This window comes from Exiguobacterium sp. s80 (assembly GCF_018618725.1).
Classification (GTDB): domain Bacteria; phylum Bacillota; class Bacilli; order Exiguobacteriales; family Exiguobacteriaceae; genus Exiguobacterium_A; species Exiguobacterium_A oxidotolerans.
The window spans coordinates 40,237-52,445 of sequence record NZ_JACSMP010000001.1; the positions used below are offsets into that span (position 1 = coordinate 40,237).

Sequence of the window (12,209 nt, forward strand, 5' to 3'; positions counted from 1 at the left end):
GGATATGATGGATGTACTTAGCACGTTTACAGTTGTCTTACTGTTTGGACTGGGAATCATGAATTTACTTGCAGTGTTGACGGTCATCTTCTTGGAACGGCGTGATATTGGTGCGACATGGGCCTGGATGCTCGTCCTCTATTTCATTCCGATCGTTGGATTTTTAATTTATTTATTTTTTGGACGCCTACTCAAGAAAAAGGATTTTTATCATGTTAAAGAAGAGGAGCGGTTGGAACAGTCACGACGTGTCGAGCTACAGATTGCAGAATTGAACCATTTGGGTGACCTTCGACGGACATATCCGTTGATCGAACGATACAATCAATTGATTCAAATGAATCTGAAATCAAACAGGTCATTACTCAGCCTGAAAAATGAAGTGACGATTCTATCAGATGGTGAACAAAAATTTAATCGAATGATGACAGACATCATGAATGCCAAACATGAAATCAATATCCAGTATTACATCATCCAAAAAGATTCCCTTGGCTTAGCATTGATTGACGCATTGACGAAGATGGCGCGTCAAGGAATCAAAGTCCGTTTATTGTATGATGCAGTAGGCTCTCGTGATTTGAAACGACAAGATTTTAAAGACTTACTTCATCATGGTGGAGAAGTGTTTGCGTTTTTCCCACCGACGTTTGGAGTCATTAATTTTCGAATGAACAACCGGAATCATCGTAAGTCTTGTATCGTCGATGGGCAGATTGGTTACATCGGAGGCTTTAATGTCGGAACGGAGTATTTTGGAATTGATGAGAAATTCGGCTATTGGCGTGATACACATTTTCGGCTAGAAGGTGAGGTCGTTCACGATCAATTAGATCGATTTATTTTGGATTGGAATCAAGCGAATGACATCTACACGGATAAAACGCTCTTTTATTATGGATCTCACGAAATCAATCAGCCGTTACCCATGCAAATTGTCACATCAGGACCAAATTCTGAGACAGAACATTTAAAAAATGTATTGATTAAAATGATTTCACTTGCTAAGAAATCAGTAATGATTCAGTCGCCTTATTTCATACCAGATGCCAGTTACATGGATGCGTGTAAGATGGCGCTATTGTCTGGTGTCGATGTTCGAATCATGATTCCGAATAAACCGGATCACCCATTCGTTTACTGGGCGACGACAGCCGCAGCGGGAGAACTGATTGCCTATGGAGCGAAAATCTATACGTACGAACCAGGGTTTCTTCATGCAAAGACAATTGTCGTCGATGGAGAGATTGCTTCAGTCGGAACGACGAACATTGATGCCCGGAGTTTTCGATTGAACTTTGAAATGAACTCGATTGTATATGACCGAGCGACTGCGCTCGAGTTAGAACAATTATTTCTCGCTGATTGTGATGTATCAAAGTTGTTAACTGCTGAAATATATGCAGAACGGTCGAGGCTGATTAAATTTAAAGAGAGCATTTCTAGATTGTTGTCTCCGATTTTGTAAGGAAGAAAAAGTAAAGGTATGACTTTGATCACGATTCGTTCGAAACAGGTTTGAGAAGGCAAAGAAAAAGAGAAATGGTATAGTGGGATTGAAAAAGATAAAGGAGAGTGGAAGAAGTGGCAAAAGCAATCAAGTTATTGATTTCCGACATGGATGGTACGGTTTTATCGAGTAATCAAAAAATCGAACAGGAAACGATTGATGCGATTAAGGCGGCAAAGGAACAAGGCGTCGATTTTGCGATTGCAACAGGGCGGAACTACTTAAATGCGAAGGAATTAACGGATCAAGCAGGAATCGTTTGTCCAATCATTGCATCGAACGGTGCACGTGTCATGACGCGCGATGGTGAACAACTGAGCGCAACGACGTTGACGGCTGAACAAGCGCAACAAATTTATAGTATCATCAGCCAATATGAAGTGTTTTTCGAGATGTTCTGTGATCAAGGTCTCGTAACAGCGCAAGGCGCAACAATCGATGCAGCGTATGACTCATTAAAAGATATGAGTCGTGAAAGTGACCGTGCGAAAGAAGTTCTCGACTTTTTCTATAAACGCTATTACGTCAATGAAGATGTAAAAATGATTGATGGGTTCCGTTCCTTCATCCGGAATCAGGCGGGACAAGTCTTTAAATTCATCTCATTCTCGTTCGATCAAGACTTAATGAATAAGATTTGGAAAGAAGTCGAAGAAAAAGTTGACGGTATTTATGTGACGTCGTCTGGTCACGATAACATCGAAGTCATGGCAGTCGGTGCCGATAAAGGAACAGCTGTCAAAACGTTAGCGAAGCACTTAGGTGTATCAATCGATGAGGTCGCAGTCATCGGTGACAACTTAAACGACGTTCCAATGTTCAAAGTCGCAGGTGTTGCGATTGCGATGGGAAATGGACATGAAGATGCAAAAGCGATTGCCTCTCACGTCACAAAAACAAACGATGAACATGGTGTCGGTCATGCAATCAGTCAACTTGCAGCCGGAACATGGTCTTAACGGGAGGGTAATATGTTTAAAGCGTTTAAAGAGTTTGCCTTTCGCGGAAATGTCGTTGATTTAGCGATTGGTGTCATCTTAGGGGCAGCATTTAGTAGTATCATCAAGGCACTCGTCAACAGTATCTTCATGCCGTTGATTGGCATCGTAGTTGGTGGAGTAAATGTAAAAGGATTATCGGTGTCCGTCGGGAGTGCAGAATTATTGTATGGACAGTTTCTTCAAGCAACGATTGAATTCATCTTAATTGCCTTTGCGTTGTTTTTATTCGTCAAAGCTATCAATCGTTTTCGGAGTAAAGAAGAAGTTACGGAAGAAGTCCCGGAACCGACGACGGAAGAAAGACTGCTTACAGAAATTCGAGATGCACTCGTCAGTCGAAACGATGATCGTATTTAAGTAGAAAATTAAATCAAGAAAAAACCCGTCAGCTTTTCTACTCGTCGTAGCAGTAGAAAATGCAGCGGGTTTTTCTTATAAAATGGAAATGAGTTGATTCTCTGAACAAACTTGAAGGGAAAATTGTTTTTCGACACCTTGATCAAATTGAACATCGAGAACGTCTCCTGTTAAATGAAGAACAGTCCCTTCGCCAAATGATTTATGGGCAATCCGCATCTTTTCCTCGATTGGTAATAGTTCTACGGGAGGACGCATACTCGGTCGAACTTGTGCTTGCTGTTTTTGTCGTTTAGCGGCATCTGGATTCAGGATTTGTCGCACGTTGCCAACAAAAATCGATTCTTCGACGACTTTTGATTTGTAGCGATACGAAATCAAATGGAGTTCATGACGTGCTCGTGTCATGCCGACATAGAACAACCGAGCAGCCTCTTCCATTTCTTCGAGCTGACCATCTTTATAGGATTTGATATTATCTGATGATGGTAAAACGCCATTGATTAAATCAATCATGAAGACACGATTAAATTCGAGTCCTTTTGCACTATGGAACGTGGAAAGCGTGACTGCGTTTTGATGTTTATTGGACTTGGCATCACGCATCAGTTGCTCTAAGTGAACAATACGCTCCTTGAATGCGAGAGCGGTCGGTAAGTCACTGGCGACATTTTCAATCGTGTTCAACATCTCAAGTAAATAATCGATACTGAATCCAAGACTGTCACTCATCTTACGTAAGTTTTTTTCGTATCCGAGTTCATTACGAATCAAAGCAAGAGCAGCAGCCGGACGGGCAGTTTGAATCGAAGCGAAAACAGTTTTCATCGTTTTTAATTGTTTCTTTTGGTAAAACTTCATCTCGACATGTTGAAGTAACAAGTCAAACGCATGTTCACCATTACGTAATTCATAGAGGCGTTGCAACTGGACTTTAGAAATATAGCCGGCAAACTTCGTATGAATTTGTGCCAATACATCGATGTCGGAAGGATCCTGGGCGAATTCGATAAAATGTAAAATATCTTTTAGGACCCAGTGACTGAAGAATTTATGATCGACATCTTTAATGTAAAATGGAACATTTGCTAAATCGAGTGCATTCATGACATTGATTGACGATGCATTGTTCCGGTAAAGAATCGCGACTTCCTCAAAGTTCGTTTCCTGCCGCAACTGATTGATGACATATCGCGTTTGATCTTCATAAGAAGCAAGCTGTTCAATCGTAATCGGACGGACGGATGGATTTTCTGTGAACATTTTTTTCGGATGTCGTACTTTATTCCGTTGAATGAATTGATTCGCCGTTTCGACGATTTCTTTTGACGAACGATAATTTTGTTCCATATACAAAACCGTTGCATCCGGGTACGTGTCCTTGAAGTGGATAATCTTCGAAACATCGGCACCACGCCAGCTATATAAAGTTTGGTCATCATCAGCGACAACACAGAGATTGTTATGCGGAAGAGCCAATTTTTCAACGAGTTGATGCTGGACGAGAGAGGTATCCTGACTTTCATCCGTCAATATATATTCGAAACGTCGTTGATAGTTAGCTAACAAAGAAGCATCGTCAGCAAGAATCGTATTGGCATACGTCAACATGTCATCAAAATCCATCAAAGGATGTGAGGGATCGCGCAGTTTAAATTGTTCATATGCAAGATAGATTTCTGTGAAGTTTTTAATCGTTGTTTTTAATGTACGAATATCTTTTTCGACGAGGAGGCGGTTTTTGACAAAAGAAATCATCCGTAACAACTCGTCCATTTGATCTTCTGTGATGACGCTACGGTTTATTTCCTGGAAAATACGACGTAATACCATTCGTTTATGCATCGGCTGATTCGCTGTCTTTTCCAAAGCACCTTCGATGATCGTATATTGTAACTGATTCAATGACGCATAATCTCGCACGACCTGAAAAGCGAAACTATGGATGGTGGAAAAGGACGCAGTCGTCCCAATAAGATGATGAAACCAACCGTGAAACCGTTCCGCCATTTCATGGGCTGCTGCTTTACTAAACGTCAAACCTAGAATCGCTCGTGGATTTACTTTCTTTTCTAAGATTAAATAAGCAATTTTAAAGTTTAAGGTAGTTGTCTTACCAGACCCGGGGGAAGCAAGTAACAGAAGCGGACCTTCATCATGCTCAATCGCAGCACGTTGGACGGGGTTCAACTTCGTACCAGTTTCAAGCTCCATTTTTTTAAAGAAATCATCGGACATGTCAATCTTCACCTCTAACATCTGTAAACTCGATTTTCTTTCCCTAGTTTAGCATTTCCGACATCATAATTGATTAAGGAAGTAAAAGAAGTGGAATAATATTAGAACGAAACAGAAAGTATGATATGAGAAAAAATGAGAAGTGACTTCGTTTTTCGGTGAGTTATGTATAGGATAAAACTTAAAATCAGTGTAAAATGGGAATTGATGTAAGTCTAGTGAGCTAAAGTAGCTCTTTTTGAAATAGACGGAAGGATGAAAAAAACCATGTCTCAAATCAGATTATTTATGTATACGGATGAACACTATGAGCAATGCGATGCCTTTATACTTCCGGAAGAACAAGTTCAATTTACGACTTTCCCGACTCGTGTCGTAACGGAAGCGTTAGAAAATCCAGATAAGTTTCCTGTCGTCATCAAAAAAGACTTGGAAGTCGTCGGCTTTTTCATCTTGCACTTAAACCCCCCGAAAACGCATCGGACAGAAGAACAAAGTGTTCTCTTACGTGCATTTTCGATTGATGCTAAACATCAAAAACAAGGGTATGCCAAAGAAGCGATGTTGCAGCTACCAAAATTCGTTCAGCAACACTTTCCACAAGTAACTGCCATTACATTAGCTGTCAATAAAAAAAATATCGCGGCTAAATCGTTATATTTTAAAACCGGTTATGTAGATACGCTCCAATCAGTCATGGGACCAATCGGCGAACAACACATACTCGCTTTTAGCTTGCAAAAAGAAACGCAATTAGAGCGTTGAGTACCATCGAAAAGGCTTGAGATACAATCGGATGATTTTGAACAGGACGAAATTAAAGAAGGGATTGCGCATTGATTTTAGATGGCAATCCCTTCTTTAATTTTTTTTAGAGCAAATCACGTGTTTCGGACTCTCGGTCTAAAAGTGCTGTGCTTTTTATATTTACAATTCGTAGATCGCAATATCCGCTGTCAAATCACCGATTAACGTAATATCCTGACTCGTTGATTTCGGGAAAATGCGAGTGGAAGCGACAGCTTCACCGTCATTCAAAAAGATTTCGATTGATGAGCGATCAACGAATAGCCGTAGTTGATGTAACGGTTGTTCTAATTGAACAGTACGTGTCGTACCGTAATCGACAGCAGGAACTTCAGCGCCAGAACGACTACGATCAAGCGTAAAGCGTTGTGTCATCGCATCATAAGTTAGGACGGTTGCTTCCTGGTCAGCGGCTCGAACATGTATCTCGAACTGCGTTGTTTGAAGTGCTAAGTTTGATAGATCGAGTTCAAATGTCTCTGCTTGGGCCATCACCATCGCATGATTAATTTCAGTAGATTGCGCGTAAATTGTACGTTTTCTAAGAAGATCGAGTTCACGGACAGGCAATTGTTTCAAACGTCCTTCCTGCAACGTCAGTTCACGTGGAAGTGTTAATGCATGAGCCCAGTTATACATGTCGCTCGGGTATGAAATGTCTGGTAAGCCCATCCATCCGACTAAAATCCGGCGTCCATCTGCTGCTTGCGTCGTTTGGGGGGCATAAAAATCAAACCCGAAATCGAGTTCTGAGAAGGCATGGTGTTGATACGTTAACTCAGGCAAAGCTAGTTTTTCCCCAATCATGTATCCGGATTGGAAAATGTTTTGATAAGCGTCCCCGTCCGGCTCAATGCCTTGTGGGCTGAATAATAAAATACCTTTATCGTCGAGCTCGAAGTAATCAGGACATTCCCACATGTAGCCAAAGTCAGGGTATTGTGTCTTCAACTCTCCGAGGAACGTCCATGTTTCAGTATCTTCCGACTGATAGAGGACGGTGCATCCCGTTAAATCGTCGCGCTGAGCTCCGATGATGCAATACCATGTACCAAACGCTTCCTGGAAGACTTTCGGGTCGCGAAAATGTTCTGTATAACCTGCAGGAACGTTCGGAATCGCAGGAGGTAAGTGTTTGTCGATGCGACCATCCGAACGCAAATGACCAACGATTTGACTTGGATGCCGTACCCAATCTGCATCGCGTTTGTTTCCTGTATACATAATATGGACAGCATCATCCTTAATGAAGCCGCTACCTGAGTATGCACCATGGGAATCTGCATCATCGTTCGGAATAAGTGCCGCGCCTTCGTCAAACCAATGGACTAAATCTTTTGATGTCATGTGGTACCAATACTTTAGACCATGAACAGGTCCAAGTGGGAACCACTGATAAAATAAATGATACGTTCCGTCGTGATATACAAAACCGTTCGGATCGTTTAGGAGACCGGTTGGAGGTTGGATATGGTAAGAAAACCGCCAAGGAGAATTTCTTACTTCTTCCTTCATTGTTTGATAAACTTCCGGTGCGATATCTGAGAGGGGGCGATAGCGTGCCTCGCGTGTCCACTGATTCATGCTGACAGCTCCTTATGCATTTATTTATATTTTTTCTTCTATTTGCTTACATTACGGAGAGCGTTCCCTCTTGTCAATGTCTAATGTTAGCGATGGAACGTCAATCGACCTTTACCAAGTTTTTTAGAATCATATAATGCAATATCAGCACGGTGGATGACTTGTTCAACCGATTCGTTTAATCGTCGCGTCGCAATTCCGATACTTACCCCAATCTGAAGTGTGGATTGATCGATGACATAGGAATCTGAAAGATACGCTATGATTTCTGTTCCGTACTGATCGAGTAAATCAAAGGATACGACATCGTTCAAAACGATTAAAAATTCATCTCCGCCAAGTCGTGCGATCATACTGTTCGGGCGTCTCATCTGGCTCAAACGTTCAGCTACTTCTTTTAATAATACGTCACCTGTCTGATGTCCAAATCGATCATTGATTGCTTTGAAGCCATCTAAATCAATATAAAGATAGATTTCGGGCGTTTCATTTAAAGAAATCTCATGTAAGTAGTTCGACAGTCCGTTTCGGTTCGGTAAACCGGTCAGCGGATCGATGAGCGCTAACGTCTCATACGTCGTTCGTTGCTGTTCTGTATCAGACAGCTGAGCAATCAGTTGACGTAAGGCAACCGATAGAACGGTGATTTCTCGAATTCCTTTATGGGACGGGATTGAGATTGAATGATCGTGTTGCATCTGCTCAGCAGCCAATGTAATTTTCTTGAGTGGTTTCGTAATGAGTTGCGCGATGAACCAACCGATGACGGCAGTAACGATGGAAGCAATCAGTCCAGCGAAAAAAATAAATTTCTTCAATAGGATGGCGTCGTTAAAAGCGATTTCACTTGGTTGACGGACAAGAATCGTCCAGCCGAGACCATCGTAGTTTTTGTAGCCTTGGCTTTTAGTCGAGCCGGTCAAATAGACATTTCCATCAGACCATTCCGATACATGATAACCGGACTCGACGGGTTCGACGAGATTCTGTGGGAGCGCTTTACCGCGCCACTCATTCGGTCCGAGTAAAACAGTCCGTTGATTTTCGCTGACGATGAAAAATTCTAAACCCTCGATTTGTTTGGTTGAACTCTTAAAGCTTTGTTCGATTTCTTTTGCCCAGGCGAAGCTCAGGTGCGCTGCAAGGACGCCAGTCAATCGACCATCAGTGAATAAAGGGGTGCTGATATCAACGAACTGTAAAGGTTCATTACTCGGATTGGGAAGCAGTTTTGCAAGCAAGACGGCATCATGGACATCACCAATGAATGGGCGTTCTGTCGCTTCTTGGAAGACGGGGCGTGATTGAATCGATTGCCCTTCTAAGATTTGATCCGTCGAAGCACGCACTGTACCGTTCGCATCGAGTAGACCAATCCAAGAGAAATCAGGAATTTGTTGCTGAAGTTGTTCTAACGTCGTTCGCGTGACAGGGAGGTCTGCTGAATTTTTAAGCGTCGGAAGCGTAGCAAGTAGATTAACTTCTGCTGCCCGTGACCACATGTAATGGTCGAGTTTATCAGACAACTGGTAGGCAGTCGCAGACAACGTCATTCCGACTTCTTCTTTTAGGCGATCTGTTGCACGGTCACTAATAAAAAAGGTTAAACATAAGGTCATTGTAAAAAAGAGTAGGGCAATTAGCATTGCAAGTAACACATCAAAACGAATTGATAACTTTTGCATCTAGTGAGCTCCATTTCACCTGTAAATATACGATGACGTATTCTACTTTATTTTATCATAGTTCCTCGACAGGTCTTGAAATTTGACGAAAACTTCGACCTCCTGGTTCGTATTAGAAATACTTTTCTGTTCGAAAATATAACTTAGTTTCCGCCAAAAAGATTGTCCGATTTGATTTTTTGGAAGAACAGCTAAACGAATGACGTCTTTGTTCTTTAAATAGCGTTCATGAAAAGTATGATAAAGGATTGTACCGACTCCCTGGTGATGATAGCGGCCATCAATCAAAAAGAGACCAATCCAAGTTGATCCGTCCCTTGGATGTTCAGGCAAATAGTCGATAATTGCAAAAAATCCCGCATCACTTCGACATAGAAGACTGACGGTTTCGGGGTTAAGGAACTCTTCTGTGAATGCTTGACGAGTTAAAGGAAGTTGACGATTTTCTAGCTGAGCATATGCCAGGTTGTGATTAAAAATGGTTTGAACATCTTTAAAGTGGTCCGGGGTGATTTCAATAAACGTAACGTCCATGTCGAACCTCTCTTTCATCAATTTCGTAACATTCAATGCTTTTATTATACAAAGAGCAAGTGGGTTTTGATTACATAATTGTAAGAAAAGGAACTTTTTCTTTTATTTCCCGTACAATGTAAAGGTAGAGTAAAAAAATGAGGAGGCGAAAAAAATGTTGAAGATTGAACATATCTCGAAGCGGCTCGGAAAAGAGCAAATCCTAAAAGATGTCAGCTTTGAAGTTGCACCCGGAGAAGTCTTTGGATTTTTAGGTCCGAACGGTGCGGGGAAAACGACGACAATTCGAATCATTACAGGGTTGTTAGAGCAGGACGAAGGTAAAGTGACCGTGAATGGACACGATGTCGTCGAGGAGCGTTCGAAAGCATTGACGCAAATTGGAGCGATTGTCGAAAATCCGGCATTTTATCCGTATATGACAGGGAAGCAAAACCTCGTTCATGCGAAAAACTTAATTCCAGGTTTAGGTGAAGTCGACTACGAGGCACTTTCCCGTCTCGTTGGGCTAGAAGGGAAGCTGTCGAAAAAAGTCGGCGAGTATTCTCTTGGGATGAAACAACGTTTAGGAATTGCCCGCGCTTTATTACATAATCCGCGTGTTCTCATTCTCGATGAACCGACGAACGGGCTTGACCCAGCCGGAATCGCAGAACTGCGTGAATATTTACGGGCGATGGCTCGGGATCAACAGATTGCGATTTTAATATCGAGTCATATGTTAGGTGAAATGGAGCAGATTAGCGACCGGTATGCCATCATCGATCAAGGTGTCATCAAATCTGTCGAATCCGTCCGCAATGAGACGGGATCGAAAATTTTATTACGTGTTGCGACGGAAGAAACGGAAGACGTACTTAAAGCACTTAAAGCAGCAAACTATCAAGCGGATCTGTGGAATGATCGAATCGTCGTTACGGCTCCTGAAACGGCATGCCCGGCAATTGCTCGCCTAGTCGTTCCGATTGCTGATTTACACGAGTTAACCATTAAACGGATGACGTTAGAAGAACAATTCTTGCAAGTCACGAAAAAAGAGGGGGATTCACATGCTTTCACTCATACAAAATGAATGGATGAAATGGTGGACGATGAAAAAATCGAAAATCGTATTGGCCTTGTATGTACTCGTTACGATTGGAATCATCATAATCGCAAAGACAAATGATATCGATTTTACGCGAAGTGAATTTTATTCAATCACGTCGATGGTTTTAATTGCACTGCTTGGTATCATCACAATCGTCTTCACAGCTGAAGCGATTGGTAATGAAGTCCGGTATGATACGATGAAACATTTATTGATGAGTCCATATTCTCGGATGACGATTTATTTCTCGAAATTAGCGTTTTCCGTTCTCATCATGCTCGGTCAGTTCCTGTTTATCGTCCTGCTTTCATACGCATTGTCATTTACGTTCTCTGAAGCTGGAGACCCACTCGTCATGCGGGATACCTGGTTACAACTGGTAGGTCCAATCTTTACGATTTTCATGACGTTATTCTTTTCGCTCGTTTTCCGCTCCGTCGGAATGATCATCGGTTTTACTGTACTTGCTCAGTTCTTTACTTCGATTGCCGGGAACGTCTTGCTTGCCTTTAAACCAGAAATCGCGAAATGGATCGTCTTCATGCACCTCGATTGGTCGATGTACTTCGATGGTTCACTAATGGCAGAGATGGCTAATCAAATGGACACGACATTGACATTCTCCGTGCTCTTTGTACTTGCGCATATCTTAGTATTGCTCGGTGGATCAATTTTAATCTTCCAAAAGAAATCATATACGTAAAAAAATCCCGTCCTCATATGATTCGTGAGGGCGGGATTTTTTTAATTACTTCACTCGATTGGAAATCGGGAAAATCCGCTGGAAAAACTCGATTAATGGACCATTCAATAACAAGAACACAAAGGTTCCGACACCAATTCCAATCAATTCGTGTTCGACGATGGAAAGAACACTTGCGATGAGGAAAGGGATTGCTAAGCTGATCGTCGCACCGATTGTCGTACTGTTAAAACGACTGATTAACGATTTCATCAAGTAATCAGGCGGCATTAAGACGAAACCGATTTGTAGATAAAGGGCGAGACCTAATGAAATCATCGGCATCCCGATTATCATATAAACCGAACGGGTTACAAGGTTCGATGGCACATAGAGTAACTGATGAATAGCTAAGAAAAAGTCAATCGCAACACCAAATAAAACGACGAGCGAAAAACTTAAAATAATTGTCCACCAACTAAAACGACTTCCTAAAGCGAGAGCGCTGGCGAGCGCGAAGATATGCAGACAAACGATTGCTAACCCGACCGTTAAAGGTGAAATTCTCGCTAAAGCTTCGCTGGCGGAAGTCCAAGGAGCACTCCCGATTGCGGCGGTGACCATAAAGCTGTTCCCTAAGGCGTTGATGATGATAGAAAATAAGTAAATCGTAATTCGTTTTTGTTGACTCATGGTGGAACGTAGCAAGTGATGCTACGCT

General features: G+C 42.0%; 11 protein-coding genes. 6 read left to right on the plus strand and 5 right to left on the minus strand.

Translation table 11 applies throughout. From position 1 onward, the window contains the following. The first annotated feature begins 4 nt into the window (after positions 1-4). From cls to mscL, 3 genes are all read left to right on the plus strand, one after another. The gene (cls, locus tag KNP94_RS00290; protein ID WP_215115077.1) at positions 5-1,468 is read left to right on the plus strand and encodes a cardiolipin synthase; all 1,464 of its coding nucleotides are present in this window, start codon (positions 5-7) and stop codon (positions 1,466-1,468) included. 116 nt (positions 1,469-1,584) lie between these two features. Beyond that, on the plus strand, positions 1,585-2,469 hold the full coding sequence (locus tag KNP94_RS00295; protein WP_214765523.1) for a Cof-type HAD-IIB family hydrolase: 885 nt from the start codon (positions 1,585-1,587) through the stop codon (positions 2,467-2,469). Positions 2,470-2,481: 12 nt separating this feature from the next. Beyond that, the gene (gene mscL, locus KNP94_RS00300) at positions 2,482-2,868 is read left to right on the plus strand and encodes a large-conductance mechanosensitive channel protein MscL (protein WP_029332829.1); all 387 of its coding nucleotides are present in this window, start codon (positions 2,482-2,484) and stop codon (positions 2,866-2,868) included. Between the two features lie 75 nt (positions 2,869-2,943). Here the strand turns inward: mscL and KNP94_RS00305 are convergent, their stop codons facing one another. Continuing rightward, positions 2,944-5,106, minus strand: coding sequence for an ATP-dependent helicase (locus KNP94_RS00305; protein WP_088836468.1), 2,163 nt, complete (start codon positions 5,104-5,106; stop codon positions 2,944-2,946). 267 nt (positions 5,107-5,373) lie between these two features. On the opposite strand from KNP94_RS00305, the gene KNP94_RS00310 reads away from it, so the two are divergent. Next, a complete protein-coding gene (locus KNP94_RS00310; RefSeq protein ID WP_088836469.1) occupies positions 5,374-5,871 on the plus strand; it encodes a GNAT family N-acetyltransferase in 498 nt (165 codons plus the stop codon). 162 nt (positions 5,872-6,033) lie between these two features. On the opposite strand, the gene KNP94_RS00315 is transcribed toward KNP94_RS00310, so the two are convergent. The 3 genes from KNP94_RS00315 to KNP94_RS00325 form a co-directional block, all read right to left on the minus strand. Beyond that, positions 6,034-7,497 (minus strand): glycoside hydrolase family 32 protein, encoded by a 1,464-nt coding sequence (locus KNP94_RS00315; RefSeq protein ID WP_215115078.1) that lies wholly within the window; start codon positions 7,495-7,497, stop codon positions 6,034-6,036. Positions 7,498-7,583: 86 nt separating this feature from the next. Continuing rightward, positions 7,584-9,182, minus strand: coding sequence for a sensor domain-containing diguanylate cyclase (locus tag KNP94_RS00320; RefSeq protein ID WP_214845800.1), 1,599 nt, complete (start codon positions 9,180-9,182; stop codon positions 7,584-7,586). Between the two features lie 42 nt (positions 9,183-9,224). Next, complete coding sequence (locus KNP94_RS00325) at positions 9,225-9,716, minus strand: GNAT family N-acetyltransferase (protein WP_088836472.1); 492 nt, start codon at positions 9,714-9,716, stop codon at positions 9,225-9,227. Positions 9,717-9,870: 154 nt separating this feature from the next. Between KNP94_RS00325 and KNP94_RS00330 the strand changes: the two genes are divergently transcribed. Next, complete coding sequence (locus KNP94_RS00330; protein WP_088836473.1) at positions 9,871-10,788, plus strand: ABC transporter ATP-binding protein; 918 nt, start codon at positions 9,871-9,873, stop codon at positions 10,786-10,788. Continuing rightward, positions 10,766-11,509 (plus strand): ABC transporter permease, encoded by a 744-nt coding sequence (locus KNP94_RS00335; protein ID WP_088836474.1) that lies wholly within the window; start codon positions 10,766-10,768, stop codon positions 11,507-11,509. The genes KNP94_RS00330 and KNP94_RS00335 overlap by 23 nt, the downstream gene beginning before the upstream one ends. A gap of 45 nt (positions 11,510-11,554) precedes the next feature. Here the strand turns inward: KNP94_RS00335 and KNP94_RS00340 are convergent, their stop codons facing one another. After that, positions 11,555-12,196, minus strand: a complete 642-nt coding sequence (locus tag KNP94_RS00340; RefSeq protein ID WP_239456834.1) for a YczE/YyaS/YitT family protein — start codon at positions 12,194-12,196, stop codon at positions 11,555-11,557. Between the last annotated feature and the right edge of the window lie 13 nt (positions 12,197-12,209).

Coding starts and splice junctions, on each gene's coding strand:
- KNP94_RS00305 (WP_088836468.1), bottom strand. CDS start 5,106: ATGTCCGATGATTTCTTTAAAAAAATGGAGCTTGAAACTGGTACGAAG.
- KNP94_RS00320 (WP_214845800.1), bottom strand. CDS start 9,182: ATGCAAAAGTTATCAATTCGTTTTGATGTGTTACTTGCAATGCTAATT.
- cls (WP_215115077.1), top strand. CDS start 5: ATGATGGATGTACTTAGCACGTTTACAGTTGTCTTACTGTTTGGACTG.
- KNP94_RS00335 (WP_088836474.1), top strand. CDS start 10,766: ATGCTTTCACTCATACAAAATGAATGGATGAAATGGTGGACGATGAAA.
- mscL (WP_029332829.1), top strand. CDS start 2,482: ATGTTTAAAGCGTTTAAAGAGTTTGCCTTTCGCGGAAATGTCGTTGAT.
- KNP94_RS00310 (WP_088836469.1), top strand. CDS start 5,374: ATGTCTCAAATCAGATTATTTATGTATACGGATGAACACTATGAGCAA.
- KNP94_RS00315 (WP_215115078.1), bottom strand. CDS start 7,497: ATGAATCAGTGGACACGCGAGGCACGCTATCGCCCCCTCTCAGATATC.
- KNP94_RS00330 (WP_088836473.1), top strand. CDS start 9,871: ATGTTGAAGATTGAACATATCTCGAAGCGGCTCGGAAAAGAGCAAATC.
- KNP94_RS00325 (WP_088836472.1), bottom strand. CDS start 9,716: ATGGACGTTACGTTTATTGAAATCACCCCGGACCACTTTAAAGATGTT.